The following is a 25,594-nucleotide window of genomic DNA, read 5'->3' as shown; positions in this document are numbered from 1 at the left end:
GGGCGCGGCCGGGACGGGGCCGGGTGCGCGGCCGGAGACGGGGCCGGGTGCGCGGCCCGGGGAGCGCGCGCCGCTCAGGTACGGATCTCGATGAGCGGCACGTACTGCTCCGCCGCCGTGAGCGAGCCGTGCATCCCGACAAGCGCCGTCTCGCGCGGCTCGGTCTCGCTCGCGACGATCGCGCTGAGGTCCCGCGGTGCGGCGACGACGTCGCCGATGCGCGCGTACACCCGCTCCTCGCACCGCTCCGGCGGCCCGAACCACCCTGCGGCGAGCGCCTCTTCGCGGCTCGCGACCCAGAAGCGGTCACCGAGGACCTCGCGCCACACGGCGAGGACGTCGGCGGCCGCGCCCGGGTGCGCGTAGACGTGCCGGGCGCGGCCTTCGCCGCCCAACAGGGCGACGCCCGCGCCGAGTTCCCAGTCCTCGTCGTAGTCGACGCGGCTCTCGGAGTCCTCGGGGACGTCCACCATGCCGTGGTCCGCCGTGACGTACAGCGCGGTACGCGGCGGGAGTTGACCCGCGAGGCGCTGCACGAGCCGGTCGACCTGCATGAGCTGGCCGCGCCAGGCGTCGGACGCGGTCCCGTACTTGTGCCCCGCGCCGTCGAGTTCGCTGTAGTACGTGTAGACCAAGGAGCGGTCCCCGGCGGCCAGTTCCTCGGCTGCGCGGTCCATGCGCTCCTCACCGGTGAAACGGCCGTGGAAGGTGCCGCCCGAGAGCGCGACCTTGGTGAGCGGCGTCTCACGGAAGTGCGGGGCGGAGACCTGCGCGGTGTGCACTCCGGCCGCGTCGGCGGCGCGGAAGACGGTGGGGTGCGGCTGCCAGGCGGTGGGGTCGGTCCAGGGCTGCCAGCGGAGCTGGTTCATGAGCGCGCCCGTCGCCGGGTCGCGCACCGCGTAGCCGAGCAGTCCGTGCTGCCCCGGGACGGTGCCGGTGCCGACCGAGGCGAGCGAGGCGGCGGTGGTCGCGGGGAAACCGGAGGTCAGCGGGCGGCCCGTGCCGCCGCGCGAGGTGCCGAGGAGGCTGTGCAGGAAGGGGGCTTCGTCGGGGTGCGCGCGCAGCTGCTCCCAGCCGAGGCCGTCGACGAGGAAGACGCAGGCGCGGTCGGCGGGGGCCAGTTCGCCGATGACCGGGGTGAAGCCGGGGACACCGAGACCGGCGGCGAGGGTGGGGAGGAGGTCGGCGAGGCTGCCGCTCCCGTACTCGGGCACGAGAGCCGAGGAGAGCGGGAGGGGGGCGTAGGGGTCGGGGCCGCGCCCGGCCTCGTAGGCGTCCCAGTCCGTGTGGTGCGTGGGGGGTGTGCCGCTCATCAGCGGCGGGTCCCCGAGGGGCCCTCGCCGAGCGCCGCGGTGGCCTCCGAGAGGGCCTGCGCGAAGGTGAGCGCCTGGCGGACCGTCTCGGGCCCGTCGCCCGCCTCGCTCACGCGCAGACTCAGGTCGTCGGCGGTGGAGCTGCCCGTGTAGCCGTGGTCGGCCTCGCAGTTGGGGTCGCCGCAGGCGGCGGGCTCCAGGTCGATGCGGGAGACGGCGCCCCAGCCGATCGTGAGGACGACCTCACGGGGCAGCGTGCCGGGCGTGTACGCCTCCGGGTTCGCGACGACGCGGCTCGTCACGACCGAGGAGATCCGCTCGATCCGTACCGACTCGGTGGACGTCGTGGCGTACGGGGTCGGCGAGGTGTCGTCGGCGGCCTGCTCGTCGGTGTGGCTCACGATGAAGCGGTGCTCGGTGAGGACGAGCACGGTGACGTGCCTGCGCACCTCGTTCGCGTCGAACGTCGTCTCCTGGTGCACCAGGTACGACACCACGGGGTCCCCGCCGACCGCGGCCTCCACGGCCTCGGCCACGAGGGCCGGGTAGTAGCCGCTGCGCTCGATCGCCGCGCGCAGCCCCTGGGTCGTCGTACCGGTCTTCGCCATGCGCCCATCCTACGGGGGCGGGGGGCATGGCCGGTCACTCCGTGGCGATTCGTCCGGGGGCGGGGGCCGGGGCACGGGGCGGGCCTGGCGCGAACACGGGGCGGCTGGCGTGGTCGTACGCCGCACCGAGCGGGAAGCGGGCGCCGCACAGGGGGCACAGGGCGGAGTCGAAGACGTGCGCGATGCCTTCGCCGAAACCGGGTCGGCGCTCGCGCGAGGCGAGGTGGTGGAACCAGGCGCCCGTGCCCCTCAGCTCGCCGGGCGCGGCCGGGCGCAGCGCGGTGCGGTGCGGTGCTCGCGGTCCCCGTCCCAGGCCGGCACGTACCGGCCGAAGCGCCCGGTGGCGCAGGTCGGCTCCGTACCGCAGTGCGGGCAGTCCAGCCGGAGGATGTCGTCCTCGAAGCCTTCGCGTACGTGCGCCCAGTGGTACTCGCCCCGGATCGCGAGGAGGTACCGCACGCAGGTGAGCCAGTCGGCGGGGCGCGTGGACAGGTGGCGGTCGGGTACGTCGCCGAACGCGGCGCTCACGGGGGGGCCAGGTCCTCCACCATGCCGTGGTGGCCGTCGTGGCCGTGGTGGCCGTGGTGGCCGTGGTGGCCGTCGTCGCCGTCGTGGCCGTGGTGGCGGGCGGCCCGCAGGACCGTCCGGCGGCCGCGCCCAGTCGCTCTCCCCGCGCCCCCGCCTCAGCGCCCGGGCGCCTCAGCGCCTCCGAGCCCCGGCACTCGTCGTCTCCGTACGTCCCGCCTCAGTACGTCGGCATCCTGCGCGGGCCCTCCGCCTGGCCCACCGCCGGGGGGTGGGCCAGGCGGAGGGAGGCGCCGAGGACGCGGACCGTGTGGGGGGCGACGACGACCGGTTCGAGGGAGACCGCGACGATCTCCGGGTGGTCGTCGACGAGGCGCGAGACGCGCTGGATCAGCTCCTGGAGGGCGTCCGTGTCGACGGGGGCCGCGCCGCGCCAGCCGAAGAGGAGGGGGGCGCTGCGCAGCGAGCGGACCTGCGCGGCCGCGTCCCTGTCGGTCACGGGGACGAGGCGGTGCGCGGTGTCGCCGAGGAGTTCGGAGGGCGCTCCGGCGAGCCCGAAGGAGAGCACCGCGCCCGCCGCCGGGTCGATGACGGCCCGTACCACCGTGTCCACGCCGCGCGGCGCCATCGCCTGCACGACGGGCCGCAGTTCGGCGGGCGCGCCGAGCAGCGCGGTGAGGTCCGCGTAGGCGCGGCGCAGGTCGCTCTCGTCGGCGAGGTCGAGGCGGACGCCGCCGAGGTCGGGGCGGTGGCGCAGGTGCGGGGCGGTGATCTTGAGCGCGACGGGGTAGCCCAGCTCGGCGGCCGCGCGCGCCGCAGCGTCGGCGTCGGGCGCGGGCAGCGCGCGCTGGACGGGGATGCCGTAGCGGCGCAGGAGGTCCTCGGTCTCCTCGGGCCCGGGCGTCGTACCGCGCGCGCCCGGTGGCAGCGCGTCGAGCAGCGCCGCGACGCGCTCGGCGGCGCCGTGCTCGTCGATGTCGTCGAACTCGGGCACGCGCCCGGGGTGCTCGGTGTCGTTACGCCACTGCGCGTGCCGCACGGCACGGGCGAGCGCGCGGACGGCGCGCTCGGGGGCGGGATAGGCGGGGATGCGTGGTGCGGCGGGGCGCTCGTCCGGCTCGTTCACGGGCGCGGGGATGCCGTGTACGGGCGCGGGGGTGCCGCGTGCGGGCGCGGGGGTGCCGTGTACGGGCCGGTCGCCCCCGTCCCGTGCCGCCGCGCCCGGCTCCCGTACGGCCGCACGCGTGGTGCCCGCCGCGTCCCGTACGGCCCCGGGCCCCGTGTCGCGCACGTCCGCGCGCACCGCGCCGCCCGGCGTGTGCGGGCCCGCGCTCGCCGGGAGCGTCGCGGTCGCCGCCGAGAGGGCGTGGGCGAGACCGCCCAGCTCGACGTGGACGACGAGGACCGGCTTGCGCGACTCCGCGGCGGCGACCGCCTCGCGCAGCGCAGCGCCGAGCACTTCGCCCTCGGGCCAGTCGAGGGCGCCCTCGCCGACCCACGGGATCGCGGTGACGACGACGGCGTCGCTGTCCGGGTCGGCGAGCGCCTGCTCCAGGGCGCGCCGGAAGTCCTCGGGGCTCGCCGATGTCGTGAGGTCGAGCGGGGTGCGCGGGCGCAGGCCCTCGGTCAGGCAGGCGTCGTACGTGAGCAGGCCGAGCGACTCGGAGTTGCCGAGGATCGCGACGCGCGGGCCCTCCGGCAGCGGCTGGCCCGCGAGCAGGACGCCGGTGTCGACGAGGTCCGTGACGGTCTCGACCCTGATGACCCCGGCCTGCGCGAGAAGCGCGGAGACCGTCGCGTGCGGGAGGCGGGTCTCGGCGACGGCGTGCGAGGGCGGCGTCGCGGCGCTGTGCCGGGCGCCCTGGACGACGACGAGCGGCTTGCTCGCGGCGGCGCGGCGGGCGAGGCGCGTGAACTTGCGCGGGTTGCCGATCGATTCGAGGTACATGAGCGCGACGTCCGTATCGGGGTCGTCGTACCAGTACTGGAGGACGTCGTTGCCCGAGACGTCGGCGCGGTTGCCCGCCGAGACGAAGGTGGAGAGCCCCGTGCCGCGCTGGTGCAGTTCGGACAGGAGCGCGATGCCGATAGCGCCCGACTGCGTGAAGAGCCCGACCCGGCCGCGCGGGGCGAGTTCGGGCGCGAGAGAGGCGTTGAGGCGTACGGCGGGATCGGTGTTGACGAGGCCGAAGGCGTTGGGCCCCACGAGCCGCATCCCGTAGCTGCGCGCCTGGCGCACGAGGCGCCGCTGCCGCGCCCTGCCCGCCGCCGCGCTCTCGCCGTACCCCGCGCTGATGACGACGAGCCCGCGGACCCCGTGCTCGCCGCACTCGGCGACGGCCTCGGGCACGCGCTCGGCGGGGACGACGACGACCGCGAGGTCGACGTCCTCGCCGATCTCCTTGACCGTACGGAAGGCGGGGACGCCGTCGAGCGTGCCCTGGTCCTCGGGGAAGCTGTTGTTGACCGCGTAGAGACGGCCCGTGTAACCCGCCGCGAGGAGATTGCGCAGGATGCTGCGGCCCACACCGCCGCCCGCGCGCTTGGCGCCGACGACGGCGAGCGAGGCGGGGGCGAGGAGGCGCTGCACGGAGCGGGCCTCGGCGCGCTGCTCGCGCGCGTACTGCACCGCGAGCGAGCGTTCGGTGGGCTCCAGGGGGAAGGTCAGGTGGACGACGCCGTCCTCGAAGCTGCGCTTCTGCTGGTAGCCCGCGTCCGTGAAGACCTTGATCATCTTGGTGTTGTGGGGCAGTACCTCGGCGCCGAAGCGGCGGATGCCGCGCTCGCGCGCGACGGCGGCGATGTGTTCGAGGAGCGCCGAGGCGACGCCGCGCCCCTGGTGCGCGTCCTGCACGAGGAAGGCGACCTCCGCCTCGTCGGCGGGCGCGGAGGCGGGACGGCCCGTCGCGTCGACGCGGTCGAAGCGGACGGTCGCGATGAACTCGCCGCCGATCGTCGCCGCGAGCCCGACGCGGTCCACGAAGTCGTGGTGCGTGAAGCGGTGCACGTCCTTCGCGGAGAGCTTCGGGTAGGGAGCGAAGAAGCGGTAGTACTTCGACTCGTCCGAGACCTGCTCGTAGAAGCTGACGAGCCGTTCGGCGTCGTCCTCGGTGATGGGCCTGATCCGCGCGGTGCCGCCGTCGCGCAGCACGACATCGGCCTCCCAGTGGGCGGGATAACCGGCCTCGTGGGGCTGCGCCGAGGGGTGCAGGTCCTGGGGACGCGGCGCGTCCAGCGGGCGTCCCCCGACGGGACGCGACGCTGCTGAGCGGGGCTCCTCGGAGCGGGACGGATCGGCCGGGGTCTGCATGGGGTCAGCGTACGACCGTGTGTACGAAGCGCGGGGGCGCCGTGCGGGTCCGAAACGACGGGATCGGGGGGGCGGAGGGATGGGGGCCTTCGGCGGATCGGGGGCTCGGTGGGGGGCTTCGGTGGGGGCTCGTGGGGCGGGGGACTCCCTGGGGGGCTTCGGTGACGGGGGGCTCGGTGGGGCGGTGGACTCCGTGGGCCGGGACTGGGTGGGGCTTCGGTGGCGAGGGGACTCGGTTGGCGGGGGCGGTCGACGGGGCAGCGGGCCAGGGCTTCGACGGGCGGAGGCGGTCGGGCGGAGGCCGTCGGGGAGGGCGGAGGCGGTCGGGGGCGCAGGCTCCGGCAGGCCGGGAGCGCGGCAGCCCGAGGTAGGTGGGGCGCGCGAACCCGGAGACGCGCAGGCCCAGGCGGGCGCGGCCCAGGGCTGGGCAGGTCCAGGCGGGCGCGGCCCAGGGCTGGGCAGGTCCAGGCGGGCGCGGCCCTGGGGCCGCGGCAGGCCGGGGGCTTGCCGCAGCCCGGCTTCGGTGGGGCAGGGCTTGCGGCTGGTGCTTCGGCGGCCGTGTCCCTCCGGTGCCCGCGAGGACCCCTCGTACGGACCCCGCCCCCTTGCGCCGCCGGGCGCGCCGTGCCACCACGAGGGGAGAACGCGTCCCGGAACGGGAAGACCCGTACCGCGACCCCGCACCGACCGCACCACCGGAACCTGAACACCCGCGTATCCGCACCGGGCCCGCACGCGCGCGGGCCCCGGACCCGAAGGGCTGCATCATGGCTGAGCGTCGCGTCACCGTCGGCTGGCCGGAGGGCCTCCATGCCCGTCCCGCCTCCCTCTTCGTCCGGGCATCGACCGCCACAGGACTCCCCGTGACCGTCGCCAAGAGCGAGGGCGAAGCGGTCAACGCCCGCTCCATGCTCGCGGTGCTCGGTCTCGGGGTGCAGGGGGGCGAGGAGATCACGCTGAGCGCGGAGGGAGAGGGCGCCGAAGAGGCCCTCGACCGGCTCGCCAAACTCGTGACGGAAGGTCTTCAGGAACTTCCGGAAACGGTCTAGTCAATGCACAGGTGACCCCGGCGCGCGGAATTCTTCCCGGCACATTCTCCGCGCGCCCGGGCCACCACGCATTTCCCCGGAGCGCACGCCGATAAAGCCCGCAGAAAACGCACCGCATTACGGGCAGCGAATACCCGCTCCGCCGGGACGGCCACCGGGACGAACGGGACCGCGCCGGGCTCCCGCGACTTCGCATCCCTTTGTATACGGCCCCCGTGTTAATGCGGAAGGCCCGGATTGTTTACGGGATGTTGCGAAGTCCTCACCGGACCTCACCGGACCTCACCGGACCTCACCCGATCTCACGGGACCTCACCCGGCCTCATCAGCCGGGCCCCGCCGCGCTCTCGACGTACGCGCCCGGCACCGGCTCGCCGGGCGGGCCTGTGCGCAACCTCCCGGCGCCAAGGCCAGCCCCGCCGGGTTTCACCCCTCCCCCACCGGACGGTCCCCGCACGGCCTCACCAGGCCGGGGCCTCCTCCGGGCTCCGCCCCGGCGGGCGGCGCGGCGGGCGGGGACCCGGGCCGCGCAGGCGGTGGGCACGGCGGGCGCGTTCGGCGTGCTGCGCGGTGAGCGCGCGGGCCCGCTCCGCGTCGCCGCGCGCCACCGCGTCGACGATCGCGCCGTGCTCGGCCCAGGACTCCTGCGGGCGGGCGGGCGACTCGACCACGTACATCCATGCGATCTTGTGGCGCAGCAGGGTCAGGAGCGAGGTCAGGGTCTCGCTGGCGCTGGCCTGGACGAGGGTCTCGTGGAACCAGCCGCCGAGCGAGCGCAGGTCCTCCTCCTGCCCCCTGCGCGCCCGCTCCTGCCCGAGCCTGACGAGGCCGCGCAGCACCTTGAGGTGCGCCTCGGTCCTGCGCTGCGCGGCGCGCGCCGCGCACAGCGGCTCCAGGAGCAGCCGGGTCTCCAGGACGTCCACGGCCTCCTGCGCCCCCGGCTCGGCGACCTGCGCGCCCGCGTGCCGGCGCGTCACGACGAAGCCCTCCGCCTCCAGCGTCCGCAGCGCCTCCCGCACCGGCACCCGCGAAACCCCGTATCTCCGCGCGAGCAATTCCTCCGTGAGCCGGCTCCCCCGCTCGAACACGCCCGAGACGATATCGTCCCTGATCGCCGTGCATACCGAGTGCGCGGGAATGCTCATGACCCGACCTCCGCATTAATCACCGCGAAACGCCGCCGTTGGACGTCCGCGAGGTGACTCCATTAGAGCAGTGACTCTATGAGAACAGCGAAGAATTCCTCACGGCAGGGCGCATTCCCCGGATATCCTCGGGCCCCGGTGCGCTGTTTACGGCGGGTTCGGGGTGGAAAGGGCGGGGTGTGCGGTCCCGGGCGGTGGAGCCCGGCCCGTACGCGGAATACCGAAAGCCCCCGGGGAGCCGAGGGCTTTCGGAGGGGACCGCGGCGCGGCGTCGGGGACATGCCGCGGGCGGGACCCCCGGGCGGCTCAGATGTCGACGCCGTGGCCGCGCAGGTAGGCGAGCGGGTCCATGTCGGAGCCGTACTCGGGGCTCGTACGGGCCTCGAAGTGCAGGTGGGGCCCCGTGACGTTGCCCGTCGCGCCCGAGACGGCGATCTGCTGACCTGCGGTCACCGACTGCCCGACCACGACGGTCGCGGCGCTGAGGTGCCCGTACTGCGTGTACGTCCCGTCGTGCATACGGAGCACGACCTCGTTCCCGTACGCGCCGCCCCAGTCGACCTTGACGACCGTCCCGGCCCCGACCGCGTGGACGGTCGTGCCGCTCGCCGCGTGGAAGTCGATGCCGGTGTGGCTGCCGGAGGACCACAGCGAGCTGCTGGCGTGGTAGCCGGTGGAGACGTACGAGCCCGGGATCGGCAGGACGAAGGTGTTGAGGCGCTTGCGTTCGGCGGCCCGTGCGGCGCGCTCCTTCGCGGCCTTCTTCCGCTCGGCCTCGCGCTTCGCCTTCGCGGCCTCCTTGCTCGCCTCGGCGGCGGCCTTCGCCTCGGCGGCCTCCCGCTCGGCCGCCGCGTGCACGAGGGAGGCCTGCGTGGCGATCTCCTCGGCGACGCTGTCGAAGCCGATGACGCGGGTGAGGCCGGTGTCGGGGCCCTCGTGGCTCGCTGCGTGCGCGGGCGCGGCGAGGGTGCCGACGACGGAACCGGTCGTGAGCGCGGCGAGCCCTGCCACCCTGACACCGGTACGGGACGTTGCGGCGGCAGGACGACGGTGCCTGCCCGTGGGGCGCGTGAACGCCATGAAGCGGCTGTTCCTTTCCTTCCCTCTCGCCTACCGGGTTAGCTGACGGGTTCGGAGCAGGAAGGTCTCCTACGGCCACCGGCGGACGGCGCCCGATTCACCCCTGGGACACATGGGTCCCCGGCTCCCGGGTACGAGCCCCGGAACTCGGCGAAGGCCGTCCGCTGCCGCGGGTGCGGCGCATACCTGACGAACAGCCGGAGTGACGCTAAGCGGGACAAGACTTCCGCAACAAACGGAACCGCGCCTTTGTTGCTCATGCCACACCCCAGACAGGCCGCCATGCACCCAATCCGGACACAGACATGGTCGATATTCGGACAGCGATGCACTCGTTTTCAGACACGCGGGAGTCCTTGTCCGGACAAAGACGCCCAGCCGGTCGTACGGAATCACCCCGGCCCCACCGCCCCGAGGCCCCTGACCGCCCTTCACGGCCGGCGGACCACCGGACATGAGCAGCCGTCACCCGCCCGGTGCCGCATGCGCCGGACGGCCCGCGCGACCGGTCGTACGGGGCCACCCCTGCCTCCCTCGTACGGGGCCGCCGACCCCGGCCCGGCCACCGGCCGCGCACCCCGCCGGAGACTCAGCCACCCCCGAGGGACCGCGCCACGAGCGGCAGCGGGCGAGCCCGGTGGCGGGCGAGCCCGGTGGCGGGCGAGCCCGGTGGCGCTGAAGGCGTCGGTGTCGGAAGCCGGACATGGTGAAGCCGTGCCGGGTGCGGGGAGACCTCCGAGGTCCGGTCGGCCCCGGCGGCGCCGACTGCCTCGTGCAGCGCGCCGAGGTCCTCGGGCGTCAGATCGCCCTCCGCGTGGCCGAGATGAACCTGCCCGGTGAGCGCGGCACAGACACGGGGCCCTGCCGCCCCCACGGGAGCTGCGACGGCGGCGACGGCGGCCACCTTCGCCAGGGTGCGGCGAGGAAGGCGAGGTAGGCGGGGAAGGCTGGGTAGGCGTCCGCGTCCCTGCGGGCGCGTTCGGCGGTGTGCGCCTCGACGAGAGGCATCACCCGGGCGACGGCCGGCGCCTCGCCCTCTCCCCCGATGTACGCGGGGAGTGCGGTCACGGGACGGGCCCGTGCCGGTGAACTGGGCGGGCACGAGCACGTGAGTGCCCGCGCCCGCCCAGTTCACCGGCGAGGTCCCGCAGTACGAGCCGGAGGCCGAAGCCGTCCGGGTGCAGGAGCACCCCGGGGTGCCGCTCCCCGTACGCGGAAAAGGCCGCGACAGGCTTCGGCGTAGCCGTCCTCGGTCGCGATGGTCAGCGTCTTGGCGGGCATGAACTCTCCTGTCGTGGTTGATGTGCCGAAGCTGCGATCACCACGACGGAGGGCGGAGAGCGGACGGCGGCCCCGGAGCCGTGACGGCGTACCGGAGAACGCGGCCGGAGAACGCGGCCGGTGAGGGCGCCCGGGAGAGCGTGCCCACGGCGGCACCGGGAGACTCCCGGGTCGCGGGGGCACGCGACCGGTCCGCCGAGGCTCACGTCCGAACCGCGTCCCGGCGGCACGAGGCGGCGACAGGCCCCCCGCGACGGGCGTGAGCACCGGCCCCGGCGACGGGCGTGAGCACCGGCCCCGGCGACGGGCGTGAGCACCGGCCCGCGCGACGGGCGTCAGTACGGGGCCCTTGCGGCAGGCGGCCGTTCCTGGTCCGCTGCCGACCGCTCGGCCCGCCGTCCCGGCCCGCCCGGCACTCAGGAGGACACCGGGTCACCGATCCATGCGTGGCCCGAGGCCGTCCCGGTCGTCATGCCGCGGAGCCAGCCCGACCGCCGTGCCGCGGCGTCCGGTTCAGCGGCTTTGCGTCCCTCCCCGCACCACTCCCCGCTCTGCCAGGGACGTCGGCGGAGTCGCGTACGACCACGCCCCGCCCTTCCGTCCTCCACCGGGCAGGGCACCCGCGCGGGACAGCGCCCCGGCTCGTCGGCCGGAATCCCCCGGCCGCGCCGCCCGCGCCCACCCGGCCTCCTCACCGGACCGGCCGGACCGCGCCGCCCGGCCGGCCCCCGTGGAGGATTCAGCCCTGCACCACCGTCACCTCCCCGATCCCCAGCTCCCGCACCGGCTCCGCGATCTGCGCCGCGTCGCCGACCAGGACCGTGACGAGGCGGTCCGCCGGGAAGGCGTTCACGACGGCGGCCGTGGCCTCCACCGTGCCCGTCTCGGCGAGGCGGCGGTAGAAGGCCGCCTGGAAGTCGTCCGGGAGCTGCTGCTCGACCTGATCGGCAAGCGTCCCCGCGACGGCGGCGGCGGTCTCGTACTTGAGCGGCGCGACGCCCACGAGGTTCTGTTCGGCCGTCTCGCGCTCCGCGTCGGTGAGCCCGCCCGCCGCGAGGTCGCGCAGCACCTTCCACAGGTCGGCGAGCGCGGGCCCGGTGGACTCGGTGTCGACCGAGCCGCTGATGGCGAGGAGCGCGGCCCCCGGCGCGAGCCCCGTGCCCTCGGCCGGGCTCCCGGAGCGCAGCACCTGCCCGAAGGCCCTTACACCGTAGGTGTAGCCCTTCTCCTCGCGCAGCACGCGGTCCAGACGCGAGGTCAGCGTCCCGCCGAGGCAGTAGGTGCCGAGCACCTGCGCCGCCCACACCTGGTCGTGCCTGTCGGGGCCCGTACGGCCGATGAGGAGCTGCGTCTGCACGGACCCGGGGCGGTCGACGATGTAGACGCGCCCGGTGTCGTCCGAGGTGATCGGGCTCATGGGCGGCGAAGCGGGGCCCGAGCCCGTCCACGTGCCGAGGCTCTCGGCGAGCAGCGCGTCGAGGTCGGCACCCGCGAAGTCGCCGACGACGACCACGGTGGCCGTGGCCGGGTGCACGTACCGCTCGTACAGCTCCCGCACGGCCTTCGCGTCGATCGCCTCGACGGTCTCCGCCGTGCCCTGCCGGGGGCGGGAGATGCGGCTGTCCGCGGGGAAGAGCTGCTTGAACAGCTCCTTGGCCGCCCGACGGGCCGGGTTGGCGGCCTCGTGCGGGATCTCGTCGAGCCTGTTCCGGACCAAGCGCTCGATCTCGGACTCGGCGAAGGCCGGGGCGCGCAGGGCCTCGGCGAGCAGGTCGAGGCCCTTGGCCAGGCGCGAGACCGGCACTTCGAGCGAGAGCCGGAGTCCCGGGTGGTCCGCGTGCGCGTCGAGGGTCGCACCGCAGCGCTCCAGCTCGGCGGCGAACTCCTCGGCGGAGTGCTTGTCCGTGCCCTCGGTGAAAGCACGCGCGAGGATCGTGGCGACGCCGTCGAGGCCCTTCGGCTCGGCGTCGAGCGGAACGTCGAGCAGCACCTCCACGGCGACGAGCTGCTGGCCCGGGCGCTCGCAGCGCAGCAGGGTCAGCCCGTTGGGCAGCGCCGAGCGCTCCGGGGCGGGGAAGGCCCAGGGCTTGGCGGGGCCCGGCTGGGGGCGCGGGTGGAACTTCATGGTGCTCTGCACGGCTTCACTCACTGCTGTGCCGCCTCCTCGTCCTGGTCGGTGGCCGCTTCCTCGGCGGCGGGGGTCTGCTCGGGCGCGGTGGGTTCGTAGACGAGGACCGCGCGGTTGTCCGGGCGCAGCCGGGCGGCAGCGACCTCGCGCACCTCGTCGGCGGTGATCGCGAGGAGGCGGTCCACGGCGGTGAAGGCGAGCTGCGGGTCGCCGAAGAGCACCGCGTACCGGCACAGCTGGTCGGCGCGGCCGGCGACGGTGTCGAGCTGGTCGAGCCACTCGCGCTCCAGCTGGGCCTGGGCGCGCTCCATCTCCTCCGCCGTCGGCCCCTGTTCGGCGAAGCGGGCCAGCTCCTCGTCCACGGCCGTCTCGATCGCGGGGATCTCGACGTCCGCGCTCGTCTTGACGTCGAGCCAGCCGAGCGAGGGCGCCCCCGCGAGGCGCAGCATCCCGAAACCGGCGGCGACGGCCGAACGGTCGCGGCGCACGAGGCGGTTGTAGAGCCGCGAGGACTCGCCGCCGCCGAGGATGGTGAGCGCGACGTCGGCGGCGTCGCCCGCGCGGGTCCCGTCCTCGGGGAGCCGGTAGGCGGCCATGAGCGCCCGCGAGGGGACGTCCTCGCGCACGGTCTCACGCAGCTGCCCGCCCATCACCTCGGGCAGCGCGCCGTCACGCGGCGGGCGCTTGCCGTCGTGGCCGGGGATGGAGCCGAAGTACTTCTCCACCCAGGCGAGGGTCTGCTCCGGGTCGATGTCGCCGACGACGGAGAGGACCGCGTTGTTCGGCGCGTAGTACGTGCGGAAGAAGGCGCGAGCGTCCTCCAGGGTCGCCGCGTCCAGATCCGTCATGGAGCCGATGGGGGTGTGGTGGTACGGGTGGCCCTCGGGGTAGGCGAGCGCGGTGAGCTTCTCGAAGGCGGTGCCGTAGGGCACGTTGTCGTACCGCTGACGGCGCTCGTTCTTGACCACGGCGCGCTGGTTGTCGAGGGACTCCAGGTCGAGCGCGGTGAGCAGGGAGCCCATGCGGTCGGCCTCCAGCCACAGGGCCAGTTCCAGCTGGTTCGAGGGCATGGTCTCGAAGTAGTTGGTGCGCTCGAAGCTCGTCGTGCCGTTGAGGGAGCCGCCGGCGCCCTGGACCAGCTCGAAGTGCCCGTTCCCCTTGACCTGTGCCGAGCCCTGGAACATCAGGTGCTCGAAGAGGTGCGCGAGCCCGGTGCGCCCGGCGACCTCGTGGCGCGAGCCGACGTCGTACCAGAGGCAGACGGCCGCCACCGGGGTCAGGTGGTCCTCGGAGAGGACCACGCGCAGTCCGTTGGCGAGCCGGTGCTCCGTCGCGGTCAGTCCGCCGGAACCGGCCCGCTCGGTGGCCGTGTCACTCATGGGCATGTACGTCCCTTCGTGTCGCCGAACCGCTCGTGGCCGCCGCGAGGCGCCGGGCGTGCTCGTCGCGCAGCTGTTGAGTCGGAATCGCTGTTGTCTCGTCGCGCTGTCACTCTATGCAACCGCACCGACGAGCGGGGAAGTTCCCGCCCCCGGAGTTCATTCGCCGCGGATCGGCGCAGGGGGCGCGCGACGTTGTTCGTACGCGCCCCGCGCGCCGGTCGGGTACGTACCCGCGCGCCGCTGCGGTACCTCCGGGGGAGACGGCACCGTACGGAGCGCACACGAGGCCCGCCGCGCTCCGGCACGTACGCCCCCCGGGGGAGAACACGCCGGGGCGGACGGCACCGCCTCCCGCTCACGACCGACCCGTCCCTCCTGGGGCGGAGATCAGTGACTCCGCCGGAAGTACCCCCTTGCTCCGGCTCCGTGGGCCCGCGAGGGCGTCTGCGGACGGGTCGAGGTCGGGACTGTCGGCGCGGCGGTCCACAATGGTCCGCGTCAGTACAGCCGCAGTACAGCCGATGCCGTGACGAGAACGCGAAGGAGCCGCAGCAGCGATGGCCCGCCGCAGCACGAAAACCCCGTCTCGGGGCACCTCCCGGGCCGACGAGGCAGACTTCGAGGAGAGAATCCTCGACATCGACGTCGTCGACGAGATGCAGAGCTCCTACCTGGAGTACGCGTACTCCGTGATCTACTCCCGGGCGCTCCCCGACGCCCGGGACGGGCTCAAGCCGGTGCAGCGCCGCATCGTCTACCAGATGAACGAGATGGGCCTGCGCCCCGAGCGCGGCTACGTCAAGTGCGCCCGCGTCGTCGGCGAGGTGATGGGCAAGCTCCACCCGCACGGGGACGCCTCCATCTACGACGCGCTCGTCCGCATGGCGCAGTCCTTCTCCATGCGCCTCCCGCTCGTCGACGGGCACGGCAACTTCGGCTCGCTGGGCAACGACGACCCGCCGGCCGCGATGCGGTACACCGAGTCCCGCATGGCGGACGCGGCGATGCTGATGACGGACTCGATCGACGAGAACACCGTCGACTTCGCGCCCAACTACGACGGCCAGGAACAGGAGCCCCTCACCCTTCCAGCCGCGTACCCGAACCTGCTGGTCAACGGCGCCTCCGGGATCGCCGTCGGCATGGCGACGAACATGGCGCCGCACAACCTGGGCGAGGTCGTCGCCGCCGCGCGCCACCTGATCCGGCACCCGAACGCCGATCTCGACACGCTCATGAAGTACGTGCCGGGCCCCGACCTGCCCACGGGCGGCCGCATCGTGGGCCTCGCGGGGATTCGCGACGCGTACGAGAAGGGGCGCGGCACCTTCAAGACCCGTGCCACCGTGACGGTCGAGAACGTGACGGCGCGCCGCAAGGGCCTCGTCGTGACGGAACTGCCGTTCACCGTGGGCCCCGAGAAGGTCATCGCGAAGATCAAGGACCTCGTCGGCTCGAAGAAGCTCCAGGGCATCGCCGACGTCAAGGACCTCACCGACCGCGAGCACGGACTGCGGCTCGTCATCGAGATCAAGAACGGCTTCGTGCCCGAGGCCGTACTCGAACAGCTCTACAAGCTGACGCCGATGGAGGAGTCCTTCGGCATCAACAACGTGGCCCTCGTGGACGGCCAGCCGCTCACGCTCGGCCTCAAGGAGATGCTGGAGGTCTACCTCGACCACCGCTTCTCCGTCGTACGACGGCGCAGCGAGTTCCGGCGCACGAAGCGCATGGACCGGCTGCACCTCGTGGAGGGCCTGCTCGTCGCACTCGTCGACATCGACGAGGTCATCCGCCTCATCCGCTCCAGCGAGAACTCGGCGGAGGCGAAGCGTCGCCTCATCGAGCACTTCTCGCTGAGCGAGACGCAGACGCAGTACATCCTCGACACCCCGCTGCGCCGGCTCACCAAGTTCGACCGCCTTGAACTGGAGTCCGAGCGCGACCGGCTCAACGCCGAGATCGAGGAGCTGACCGCGATCCTCGAATCGGACGCCGAGCTGCGCAAGCTCGTCTCCTCCGAACTCGCCGCCGTGGCGAAGAAGTACGGCACCCCGCGCCGCACCGTGCTCCTCGAATCGGCCGACTCCCCGGTCGCCGCGCTCCCGCTCCAGGTCGCTGACGATCCCTGCCGCGTGCTCCTCTCGTCGACCGGGGTCATCGCCCGTACGCCGGGCACCGAGCCGCTCCAGGAGGGCACGGCCAAGCGCGCCAAGCACGACGTGATCCGCTCCGCCGTGCCCGCCACGGCGCGCGGCGAGGTCGGCGCGGTCACCTCGGCGGGGCGGCTCCTGCGCATCACCGTCGTGGACCTGCCCCAGCTCGCCGAGGGCGCGGGCCCCGCGCTCGCGGGCGGGGCACCGGTGGCGGAGTTCGTCCGCCTTGAGGACGACGAGACGCTCGTGTGCCTGTGCACGCTGGACGAGTCCTCGCCCGGGCTCGCGATCGGCACGGCGCAGGGCGTCGTGAAGCGCGTCGTGCCCGATTACCCGGCCAACCGCGAGGAGCTGGAGGTCATCACGCTGCGCGAGGGCGACCGGATCGTGGGCGCCGCCGAGTTGCGCACGGGCGAGGAGGACCTCGTCTTCATCACGGACGACGCGCAACTCCTGCGTTTCCAGGCCTCCGCGGTACGTCCTCAGGGCCGCCCGGCCGGCGGGGTCGCCGGGGTCAAGCTCGCCGAGGGCGCGAAGGTGCTCTCCTTCGACGTCGTGGACCCGGCCGTGGACGCGGCGGTCTTCACGGTGGCCGGTTCGCGCGGCACGCTCGACGACTCGGTGCAGACGACGGCGAAGCTCACGCCCTTCGACCAGTTCCCACGCAAGGGCCGTGCGACCGGCGGGGTGCGCTGCCAGCGTTTCCTCAAGGGCGAGGACTGTCTCAGCTTCGCCTGGGCGGGGCCCGTCCCCGCCCGCGCGGCCCAGCGCAACGGCACCCCTGCCACACTCCCCGAGCCCGACCCGCGCCGCGACGGCTCGGGGGTCTCGCTCGCGAAGCCGGTCGCCGCTGTGGCGGGCCCGGCCTGAGCGGAGGCCGCCGTCGGCGTGCCCGTCCACGAGTTGTCGTGCGTACGGGCACGCGGGCGGCGGCCGGTGGCCGGGATGGCCCGGGGAGGATGGGCACTCCGGGGCGGTGCCCCGTCCTGGGCCGTCAGCCGTCAGGCCGGGCCACGCAGACCCCCTGGCCCGCCCAGACCCACTGGCCCGCCCAGACCCACTGGCCCGCCCAGACCGCTCGCCCGCCCAGACCGCTCGCCCGCCCAGGCCCTCGGCCCGCCTGCCTAAGGCGCGAACTCCGGCTCGTGCTCGCCCGGCTCGGGGTCGCCCGGCTCGGGGTCGCCCGGCTCGGGGTCGCCCGGGTGATCCGCCTCGGGGTCCCGTACGTACCTCAGGACGCCCCACATGCGGCGCTGCCCGTCCGCGTCCGCCCCTCCGGCGAGGCTCAACGCGTCGGGTGCGGCGGCGAGTTCCGCCTCGCGGCAGGCGTCGAGCTCGACGGTGACGCGCGCCGCGTCGATGCCCGCGCCGATGAGGACGAGTTCGCTGCGACGGGCCGCCGCGTCCGGCCAGGGCTCGGGGGTGAAGCGCAGGAAGCGGCCCACGGCGTGCACACCGTAGCGGTGGAGCGGGTCGGCCGCGCCGAAGTCCACGTACCCCTTGATCCGGTACAGCCCTTCGGGCCGCCCCTCCAGGAAGGACATGAGCCGTACGGGATCGAGCGGGACCTCGTAGGTCCGCGCCACGCTCTCGTACCCCTCGTGCAGGTGTGGGGCGGGCTCCTCCTCGGCGCGCAGGTCGTCGAAGGAGAGCTGCCCGCGCCGCTCGGTCACGGGACGGCGGTCGAAGAGCAGCTCCGGGTCGAGGCGGCCGTGCGTGACGGGTACGACGGCGGCACCGCGCGCCAGGCCCCGTACCTCCGCGAGCAGTTCGGCGCGCGCGGCGGCGCCGATCCGGTCGGTCTTGTTGAGGACGACGAGGTCGGCGACGGCGAGCCGGGTGCCGAGCCCCGGATGCCGGGCGCGGGTCGCGGGGAACTCGGCGGCGTCGACGACCTCCACGAGCCCGCCGTAGACGAGGCGCGGATTGTCGGCCGCGAGCACCATACGGACCAGCTCGGCCGGCTCGGCGAGCCCGCTCGCCTCGATGACGACGAGGTCGACGCGCACCCCGGGGGCGGTGAGCCGGGCGAGCTGTTCGTCCAGCTCACTCACATCGACCGCGCAGCACAGACAGCCGTTGCCGAGCGAGACCGTCGAGCCCGCCTGCCCCGCGACGGCCATCGCGTCGATCTCGATACTGCCGAAGTCGTTGACGAGGACGGCGATCCTGCTGCCCCTGCTGCTGTGGAGCAGGTGGTTGAGCACCGTGGTCTTCCCTGCCCCGAGGAATCCGGAAAGCACCACGACGGGGATCTGCTGCGGCGCGGGACGCGCGTTCTCTTCCGCTGTCACCCTCCCAGCCTACGAACCGTCCCCCGGCATCCCGCACCGCCTCGGGTCAGCGCGGCGCCTGGCCCGTCGAGCCCCGGACCACCAGCTCCGGCTCGAACAGCAACTCCTCGGCCGTCGCCGTCGCCCCGGCGATCTGCACCGCCAGCAGATCGACAGCCGCACGGCCCATCGCCTCGATGGGCTGCCGCACGGTCGTGAGCGGGGGCTCCGTGCAGTTCATGAAGGCGGAGTCGTCGAAGCCGACGACGGAGACTTCGCCCGGCACGGACAGTCCGCGCCGCTTCGCCGCGCGGATCACGCCGAGCGCGTACGGGTCACTCGCGCACACGAAGCCCGTGACGCCCTGGTCGAGCAGCCGTGCCGCGGCCGCCTGACCGCCCTCCAGCGAGAACATCGCCCGGACGACGTGCGCCTCGGGCAGTTCGCGGCCCTCCGCGGCGGCGAGCTGGCGGGCGGCGGCGAGCTTGCGCTGCGAGGGAACGTGGTCGGCGGGACCGAGGACGAGACCGATACGCTCGTGGCCGAGCGAGGAGAGGTGCCGCCAGGCCTGCTCGACGGCGACCGCGTCGTCGCAGGAGACGCCGGGGAAGCCGAGCTGCTCGATCGCCGCGTTGATGAGCACGACGGGGATGCGGCGCTCCGCGAGCCTGCGGTAGTGGTCGTGCGGGGCCTCGGCCTGCGCGTAGAGCCCACCGGCGAAGACCACGCCGGAAACCTGCTGTTGCAGGAGGAGATCGACGTAGTCGGCCTCCGAGACGCCGCCCTTGGTCTGCGTACACAGGACGGGGGTGAGGCCCTGCTGCGCGAGGGCCCCGCCGATCACCTCGGCGAAGGCGGGGAAGATCGGGTTCTGCAATTCGGGCAGGACCAGTCCGACGAGTCGGGCCCGCTCACCGCGCAGCTGCGTCGGCCGCTCGTAGCCGAGCACGTCGAGCGCCGAGAGCACCGCTTGGCGCGTGTTTTCGGACACCCCCGGCTTGCCGTTGAGGACCCGGCTGACCGTGGCCTCGCTGACTCCGACCTTCTGGGCCACTTGGGCTAGTCGACGTGTCATGGCCGAAAGATTAGCGCAAGGACCGCAAGCGGTTTGCGGGGTTCTTGAAAATTTCACTGCTGGCTTCCGCCGGATTCTGCTCGTCCCGCTGCGAGCGACGCACATGGCTGTCACCGAACCCGACAGCCCTCGCCCGGTCACGGCCGGAGGGCGGCCCCGTTCCGGTGCGGTTAGGCTCACCTTCGTGAGTATCTGCGCCACCGCCTCGCGTGCCCTCGGCGAACCCCTCGCCGGGACGGCGGCAACCGCCCGCACCTGGCTCCTCATCGAACAACCCGGACCGTGGGGGGCCAAGGCACTGACCTCCAGCCGCCTCGATCCCGGCCTCGGCGGACGCCTGGAGGAGGCCGCGCGCGGCACCGGCGTCCGCCTCGCCCTCGTCCGCCGCCCCGGCCGCACCGAGCCCACGTCCACCCGCCGTGTCTTCGCCGCGCACGTCGTACCCGGGCAGGGCTGGGTGTACGAGGCGAGTACCGACGACCCGGAGCGGCTGTTGAACCTGGACCTCAAGGAACTCGGCGCGGGGAACGCGGCCTCCTTCGCCGGCGAGGACAGTGCGCTCTCCGGCACCCCCTACACGGGCGCCCCCCTCGTCTGCGTCTGCGCCAACGGCAAACGCGACCGCTGCTGCGCCCTCCTCGGCCGCCCCCTCGCGGCCGAACTGCACGCGGCGGGCACGGAAGGGCTCTGGGAGGTGACGCACCTCGGCGGCCACCGCTTCTCCCCCACCCTGCTCGTCCTTCCGTACGGCTACGCCTACGGGCGCGCGGACGCCGCGCTCGCCCTCGCAGCCCAGCGCGCCGCCGCCTCGGGCCGCGTCCTCCTCGGCGGCAACCGTGGCCGCTCCGTGTGGGAACGCCCGGAGCAGGCCGCCGAGCTGGCGGTACGGGCGGAGTCGGGCGAGGAGCGGGCCGAAGCGCTGACCGTGCGCACATTGCCGCCGGGCGAGGACCCCGCGGTGCACCGCGTGCGCGTCGACCACGGCGACGGCCGCCGCTGGACGGCCGACGTGGTCCGTACGGTCACCGAGGACGCGCGTCCGGAGAGCTGCGGCGCGGCCCCCGTCGTCGCCGCCCGCTTCGAGGTCGTACGCCTGACGGCGGAAGCCCCCTCGCGCTGAACGCCGGTACGGGTACGGGGCGTCCTCCCCACCGAGGGAGGACGCCCCGTACCCGTGTACCCGCGCCCGCCCGCGGCGGCAGGCGCGTCTTCGGCGCGGGCGGGGACTTCAGACCGCTCCCGCCCCGGTGAGGGAACGCACCTCGGTCTCCGCGTGCCGGGCCTCGTCCGGTTCGTCCTTGGACGTGACCGTCCCGATCCAGCCGAAGAGGAAGCCGAGCGGGATCGAGACGAGTCCCGGGTTCTCCAGCGGGAAGAGGTGGAAGTCGACCCCGGAGATGATGGATTCGGGACCGCCGGAGACGACGGGCGAGAAGAACACGAGCAGGAGCGCGGGCACCAGTCCGCCGTAGACGGACCAGACCCCGCCCCGCGTCGTGAACCGGCGCCAGAAGAGCGAGTAGAGCAGGATCGGCAGGTTCGCCGAGGCCGCGACCGCGAAGGCGAGGCCCACGAGGAAGGCGACGTTGAGATTGCTCACGAGCAGACTCAGCGCGATGGCGAGCACCCCGATCCCCACCGCGGCGAGGCGCGCCACGGCGACCTCGCTGCGCTGCTTGCGCCCGGGGCGGCGCAGCGTCGCGTAGAGGTCGTGGGCGACGGAGGCGGACGAGGCGAGGGTGATGCCGGCGACGACGGCGAGGATCGTCGCGAAGGCGACCGCGGCGACCACGGCGAAGAGGACCGTGCCACCCGTGGAGTTCTCGCCACCGCCGAGATCGAGGGCGAGCAGCGGGATCGCGGTGTTCCCCGCCGCGTTGGAGCGCCGCACCTCGTCCGAGCCGACGAGCGCGGCGGCGCCGAAGCCCAGGATGATCGTCATGAGGTAGAAGGCGCCGATGAGGCCGATCGACCACACCACCGAGCGCCGCGCCGCGCGCGCCGTGGGCACGGTGTAGAAGCGCGACAGGATGTGCGGCAGTCCCGCGGTGCCGAGCACGAGGGCGAGACCGAGGCTGATGAAGTCGAAGCGGGAGGTCCAGTCTCCGCCGTACTTCAGACCCGGCTTGAGGAAGTCCATGCCGTGGCCGCTGCGTTCGGCGGCGCTCTTGAGGAGCTGGTTCACGTCGCCGTGGAAGCGGAGCAGGACGAGGACGGTCAGAGCGATGGCCCCGGCCATCAGGAGCACCGCCTTGACGATCTGAATCCACGTCGTGGCCCGCATCCCGCCGAACGAGACATAGATGATCATCAACGCGCCGACCCCGATGACGGTCCAGACTCGCGCCGCACCGCTCGTGCCGCCGAGGAGCAGAGCCACCAGGGAGCCCGCGCCGACCATCTGCGCCACGAGGTAGAGCACCGAGACCGTGACCGAGGCGGCCCCGCTCGCGGCCCGCAGCCGTGGCGCGCTCATCCGCGCGGCCACCACATCCGCCAGGGTGAACCTGCCGCAGTTGCGCACGAGTTCGGCGACGAGCAGCAGGACGACGAGCCAGGCGACGAGGAAGCCGACCGAGTAGAGCAGCCCGTCATAGCCGACGAGCGCGATGAGGCCGGCGATGCCGAGGAACGAGGCGGCGGACATGTAGTCCCCCGCGATGGCGAATCCGTTCTCCATCGGGGTGAAGAGACGGCCGCCGGCGTAGAACTCCTCAGCGGAACCGTGCCTGTTGCGGCTGACCCAGGTGGTAATGCCCAGGGTGACCACTACGAAGGCGCTGAACAACAACAGCGCCAGGGTCTCGTGGTTGCTGCTCAACGCCGCACTCCTCGCGTCATCTCCTGGGTGTCCCAGCGCAGTTCGAGCGCGGCCCGGTCCCTGCGGAGCCGTGCGTGACGGGCGTAGGCCCAGGTCAGCAGGAAGGTGGTGGCGAACTGCGCGAGCCCCGCCACCATCGCCACATTGATCACCCCGGCCACCGGCCGCGCCATCAGGTCCGGCGCCATCGTCGCGGCGATCACATAGGCGACGTACCAGAGGAAGAAGGCCACGGCCGCCGGGAAGGCGAAGCTGCGATAACGGCGACGCACTTCCTGGAACGCGGGGCTGTGCTGCACCTCCAGGTAGACGTCCGCCGCCCGACGGGCCGGCTCCGGCTCGGAGGCAGGTGCGGGAATGACGGGCGCAGAGGTTCCGACGCCGTCCACCCCGTCCCAGCCGGAGGCGAGCGAATCCCGCCAGGGGTCGTCGAGCCGGACCTGCCCGGCTTCACGACCATCGTGCTTTTCCACCGAACTCTCCTTGTCCGCGGCGAGCTGAGCCGCGAGCACAAGAATGAGCAGTGCGGGAAGACCCGAGGCACCTGAGCCCGGAAGTTTCACCCTTTCAGGTGAGAGCAGAACCCGGTGGCGTAACTATCCCATGCAGATAGGCATATCGGACAGCCTGGGCGCGATCGCGAAGGCCGGCTTTGGCGAACAGATTGTTGATGTGGGTCTTCACCGTGGCGGTGGACACGTGGAGCGCGCGTGCGATGTCCGCGTTGCTCATCCCCTGCGCGATCAACGCGAGCACTTCGGCCTCCCGGGCCGTCAGCCCGTCCGGCGGCGCGGCCCGTCCGGGGCCCGCCGACCGGCCCTCCGCCTGCTCCGGCGAGATGTCTCCCCCACTCCCCTTCATCCCCTCCCCCGACCGGCCCTGCGTCCCCTGCGGCGCCTGCGGAGCGGCTGGAGTCTCGCCCGCGATCCGGTCGAGAAGCCGCCGCTGGATTCCGGGAGCGAGCCCCGCCTCGCCGGAGAGCACGTCCTCGATGGCGCGCACGATCTCCTCGCCCCCCGCGTCCTTCGTGAGATACCCCCTGGCCCCCGCACGCAGGGCAGGGAAGAGGTCCTGATCATCCGCGTACGTGGTCAGGACGACGACTTGCGTACCGGGGTGCTCGGCCCGGATTCTGCGGGTCGCCTCCACACCGTCGCAGCGGGGCATCCGCAAGTCCATGAGAACGACGTCCGGAGCAAGCTCCCCGACGAGACGCACCGCCTCCTCGCCGTCCCGCGCCGAGCCCACCACGTCGATCCCGGGCAGCAGACCGAGCAGCATCACGATGCCCTCCCGGACCACCGACTGATCGTCGGCCACCACCACCCGCGCGCTCACGCCGGAACCCTCAGTCGCACCACGAAGCCTTCCTCACCGTCCTCCGGAGGCCCTGCCGACAACGTCCCGCCCAGCAACTCGGCCCTCTCCCGCATACCTCGCACACCGTAGCCGTTGCCGCTTCGCGCCAACTCGGCACCACCGAGGCCCTCCCCGCCCACCTCGTCTCCCCCGCGCACCGCATCCTCCGGACCCGCCGGCCCCGGGCTCCCCGCCTCTCCCCCGCCCTCCCCGGACGCGGCCCAGTCGCGCGGCCGGGCCGGGCCGCCGGGCGCGGCCCCTTCGACACGCTCGGCGCGCCGCGCGCGCTCGGCCCCCTCCAGCCGTTCGGCCCGACCCGACCGGCCAGCCTCCTCCCCCTGCCCCGCCACCTCCCCTTGCCCGGCCTCGTCGAGGCGCCCGGACCGCTCGGAACGCTCGCCCCACGCCACCCGCCCCGCCCACGGCTGCCGCCCTGGCCCGTTGCGCACTTCCAGCTCGATGGTCTCCTGACCGTAGACGAGGCGCAGCCGCGGTCGGGCCCCCGGCGCGTGCTTGCGCACATTGGTCAGCGCTTCCTGGGCGACCCTCCGGAGTGTCTGTCCCGCCTCCGCCCCGACAGGCCGCGCCTCACCCTCGACCCGCAGCACCGTGCCCTCCCGTGCGGCCAGCTCGGCGAGCGCCTCGGCGACGGGAGCCATGTCGCCGCGCAGCGCGGAGAGCGCCTGCCTGGTCTCCTCCAGCCCCTCCCTGGCCATCGCCCGGGCCGCGACGACCCGCTCCAGGACCTGCTGCCGGTCGGCGCCCTGTTCGAGCTGGATTCTGGCCGCCTCCAGGTGCACGAGCTGCGCCGAGAGACTGTGCGCGAGGACATCGTGTATCTCCCTGGCGATCCTCGCCCGCTCCGCGAGAGCGGCGGACTCCGCCCGCGCCGCCTGGCTCGCCTGCTCCTCGATCAGCAGCCGGTGCGCTGCTCCCCGCGCTTCCGCGTCGAGCCGCATCACGAGCCCGGCCAGGACCAGCCCGCCGCAGGTGACCAGCGACGCTATCCAGTTGTCCCTGTCCGTCAGGAAGTACGCCCCGAGCCCGAGGAGCGCCGCGCCCCCGCCGAAGGCCAGGGGAAGCCGCTCAAGGGCGACGACCGCCCCCAGGCACCAGACCACGGACGAGACGAGGTGCCAGCCGAGACCGTGGGCCCCCGCCCCCGAGAGGAGGAGGGCCGCCATGCAGGGGAGGGCCGCGCGGAGCTGGTGCTCCCGGGTCACCCGGAAGAACCGTCTCAGGGCGGCGATCGCGAGGGCGAGGAGCACGAGCCCGCCGATCACCCGGGCCGGTCCCGCGTGCGGATTCAACTGGTGGCTGACCCACAGGAGGAAGCACAGGAGCGTGAACCGGATTCCCCGGGTCGCGGCCGTGCGGGCCTCGCTCTCCACCCGGCGGCGGCTCTCCCGCGAGAGCGCCTCGCGCGAGGGCCAGGCCGACCAGACGTCCTTCCTCATACATGGTCCTTCGGGAGGGGTGCGCGGTCGTTCCGGCGAGCCGACGGGAGCGCTCCGGAACCCTCACCGTACGACGGCCCGAGAAGCGCGGCCCGGCGGTTGAGGAGGAGACCGCGGGCGAGGAAGGTGGCGGCCAGCCCCAGGAGGAGGACGGGCGTGTGCTGCGATATCCCGAGCGAGGAGCCGACCCCGTAGAGCGCGAGCCGTATCAGGATGCCGCCGCACCACACGGCACCCGCCGTCTTCGAGCCCGAGGACCACAGGCTCCCGTCGGCCTCCCGCCAGACTCGCGAGGTCCACGCCCAGGCGGCCCCGGTGAGCAGGCCGGCGAGGACGTTGAGCAGCAGGAGCGTGACGGCGGCGGAAGGGTGCGTGTGATCGACGAGCCCGGGCTGGCGGAGCGCGACGACGGCGAGGATGACGGGCAGGAGCCACCAGCGCCGACCGCCGTCGATGCGCTGAGCCCGGAACAGCCTGAAAGCGATGAGGAGGACCGCTGCCACGACAAGCAGGATCTCCAGGGCCCCGGACATATGTGCCTCCGTAGGTCGGGGTGTCTCGAACACCACCGAAACTACGGAGCGAGCCTGGTCAGGGGATCGGAGCCAGGGTGGAAAACGGGTGGATTCTGT

19 protein-coding genes and 1 riboswitch are annotated in these 25,594 nt (G+C 73.6%); of the genes, 3 read left to right on the top strand and 16 right to left on the bottom strand.

What is annotated here, in order from left to right:
* Positions 1-74: 74 nt before the first annotated feature.
* From ACQYWQ_RS23840 to ACQYWQ_RS23825, 4 genes are all read right to left on the bottom strand, one after another.
* Positions 75-1,313 carry an alkaline phosphatase family protein gene (locus ACQYWQ_RS23840; RefSeq protein WP_431037336.1) on the bottom strand — a complete coding sequence of 413 codons (1,239 nt, stop codon included), beginning with the start codon at positions 1,311-1,313 and terminating at the stop codon, positions 75-77.
* Positions 1,313-1,921: a DUF5998 family protein gene (locus tag ACQYWQ_RS23835; protein WP_431037334.1), complete on the bottom strand. Its 609-nt coding sequence runs from the start codon at positions 1,919-1,921 to the stop codon at positions 1,313-1,315. The genes ACQYWQ_RS23840 and ACQYWQ_RS23835 overlap by 1 nt, the downstream gene beginning before the upstream one ends.
* A 249-nt stretch (positions 1,922-2,170) precedes the next feature.
* Complete coding sequence (locus tag ACQYWQ_RS23830; RefSeq protein WP_431037332.1) at positions 2,171-2,449, bottom strand: hypothetical protein; 279 nt, start codon at positions 2,447-2,449, stop codon at positions 2,171-2,173.
* Between the two features lie 217 nt (positions 2,450-2,666).
* Entirely contained in the window at positions 2,667-5,756 is a 3,090-nt protein-coding gene (locus tag ACQYWQ_RS23825; protein ID WP_431037330.1) for a GNAT family N-acetyltransferase, read from the bottom strand.
* Between the two features lie 767 nt (positions 5,757-6,523).
* Here ACQYWQ_RS23825 and ACQYWQ_RS23820 point away from each other — a divergent pair.
* Positions 6,524-6,805 carry an HPr family phosphocarrier protein gene (locus tag ACQYWQ_RS23820; RefSeq protein ID WP_431037328.1) on the top strand — a complete coding sequence of 94 codons (282 nt, stop codon included), beginning with the start codon at positions 6,524-6,526 and terminating at the stop codon, positions 6,803-6,805.
* 461 nt (positions 6,806-7,266) lie between these two features.
* On the opposite strand, the gene ACQYWQ_RS23815 is transcribed toward ACQYWQ_RS23820, so the two are convergent.
* The 5 genes from ACQYWQ_RS23815 to ACQYWQ_RS23795 form a co-directional block, all read right to left on the bottom strand.
* On the bottom strand, positions 7,267-7,950 hold the full coding sequence (locus ACQYWQ_RS23815; RefSeq protein ID WP_431037326.1) for a GntR family transcriptional regulator: 684 nt from the start codon (positions 7,948-7,950) through the stop codon (positions 7,267-7,269).
* A gap of 306 nt (positions 7,951-8,256) precedes the next feature.
* Positions 8,257-9,030, bottom strand: coding sequence for a M23 family metallopeptidase (locus ACQYWQ_RS23810; RefSeq protein ID WP_431037324.1), 774 nt, complete (start codon positions 9,028-9,030; stop codon positions 8,257-8,259).
* A gap of 12 nt (positions 9,031-9,042) precedes the next feature.
* Positions 9,043-9,193, bottom strand: a riboswitch (cyclic di-AMP (ydaO/yuaA leader).
* 635 nt (positions 9,194-9,828) lie between these two features.
* A complete protein-coding gene (locus ACQYWQ_RS23805; RefSeq protein WP_431037322.1) occupies positions 9,829-10,098 on the bottom strand; it encodes a hypothetical protein in 270 nt (89 codons plus the stop codon).
* A gap of 952 nt (positions 10,099-11,050) precedes the next feature.
* Positions 11,051-12,436 (bottom strand): M16 family metallopeptidase, encoded by a 1,386-nt coding sequence (locus ACQYWQ_RS23800; protein ID WP_431039319.1) that lies wholly within the window; start codon positions 12,434-12,436, stop codon positions 11,051-11,053.
* Positions 12,437-12,456: 20 nt separating this feature from the next.
* Positions 12,457-13,824 (bottom strand): M16 family metallopeptidase, encoded by a 1,368-nt coding sequence (locus ACQYWQ_RS23795; protein WP_431037320.1) that lies wholly within the window; start codon positions 13,822-13,824, stop codon positions 12,457-12,459.
* Between the two features lie 554 nt (positions 13,825-14,378).
* Between ACQYWQ_RS23795 and ACQYWQ_RS23790 the strand changes: the two genes are divergently transcribed.
* Positions 14,379-16,847 (top strand): DNA gyrase/topoisomerase IV subunit A, encoded by a 2,469-nt coding sequence (locus tag ACQYWQ_RS23790; RefSeq protein WP_431037318.1) that lies wholly within the window; start codon positions 14,379-14,381, stop codon positions 16,845-16,847.
* Between the two features lie 254 nt (positions 16,848-17,101).
* On the opposite strand, the gene ACQYWQ_RS23785 is transcribed toward ACQYWQ_RS23790, so the two are convergent.
* The gene (locus tag ACQYWQ_RS23785) at positions 17,102-18,271 is read right to left on the bottom strand and encodes a CobW family GTP-binding protein (protein ID WP_431037316.1); all 1,170 of its coding nucleotides are present in this window, start codon (positions 18,269-18,271) and stop codon (positions 17,102-17,104) included.
* Positions 18,272-18,317: 46 nt separating this feature from the next.
* Positions 18,318-19,325: a LacI family DNA-binding transcriptional regulator gene (locus tag ACQYWQ_RS23780; protein ID WP_431037314.1), complete on the bottom strand. Its 1,008-nt coding sequence runs from the start codon at positions 19,323-19,325 to the stop codon at positions 18,318-18,320.
* 184 nt (positions 19,326-19,509) lie between these two features.
* Between ACQYWQ_RS23780 and ACQYWQ_RS23775 the strand changes: the two genes are divergently transcribed.
* Complete coding sequence (locus ACQYWQ_RS23775) at positions 19,510-20,445, top strand: sucrase ferredoxin (RefSeq protein WP_431037312.1); 936 nt, start codon at positions 19,510-19,512, stop codon at positions 20,443-20,445.
* Between the two features lie 108 nt (positions 20,446-20,553).
* On the opposite strand, the gene ACQYWQ_RS23770 is transcribed toward ACQYWQ_RS23775, so the two are convergent.
* Genes ACQYWQ_RS23770 through ACQYWQ_RS23750 form a run of 5 tightly spaced genes read right to left on the bottom strand, consistent with a single transcriptional unit; the run spans position 20,554 to position 25,495 of the window.
* Positions 20,554-22,146 carry a solute symporter family protein gene (locus tag ACQYWQ_RS23770; protein ID WP_431037310.1) on the bottom strand — a complete coding sequence of 531 codons (1,593 nt, stop codon included), beginning with the start codon at positions 22,144-22,146 and terminating at the stop codon, positions 20,554-20,556.
* Complete coding sequence (locus ACQYWQ_RS23765; protein WP_431039318.1) at positions 22,143-22,658, bottom strand: DUF485 domain-containing protein; 516 nt, start codon at positions 22,656-22,658, stop codon at positions 22,143-22,145. The genes ACQYWQ_RS23770 and ACQYWQ_RS23765 overlap by 4 nt, the downstream gene beginning before the upstream one ends.
* A 55-nt stretch (positions 22,659-22,713) precedes the next feature.
* Positions 22,714-23,484, bottom strand: coding sequence for a response regulator (locus ACQYWQ_RS23760; protein WP_431037308.1), 771 nt, complete (start codon positions 23,482-23,484; stop codon positions 22,714-22,716).
* The gene (locus ACQYWQ_RS23755; protein WP_431037306.1) at positions 23,481-24,962 is read right to left on the bottom strand and encodes a histidine kinase; all 1,482 of its coding nucleotides are present in this window, start codon (positions 24,960-24,962) and stop codon (positions 23,481-23,483) included. Before ACQYWQ_RS23755 ends, ACQYWQ_RS23760 begins: the two co-directional genes overlap by 4 nt.
* Positions 24,959-25,495 (bottom strand): DUF1453 domain-containing protein, encoded by a 537-nt coding sequence (locus ACQYWQ_RS23750; RefSeq protein WP_431037304.1) that lies wholly within the window; start codon positions 25,493-25,495, stop codon positions 24,959-24,961. The genes ACQYWQ_RS23755 and ACQYWQ_RS23750 overlap by 4 nt, the downstream gene beginning before the upstream one ends.
* Positions 25,496-25,594 lie beyond the last annotated feature (99 nt).

The sequence above is a fragment of the Streptomyces sp. P6-2-1 genome (genome assembly GCF_050613165.1).
Lineage (GTDB): Bacteria > Actinomycetota > Actinomycetes > Streptomycetales > Streptomycetaceae > Streptomyces.
Note: the sequence above shows the minus strand (reverse complement) of the source record. Positions and strands in the feature narration are given on the sequence as shown.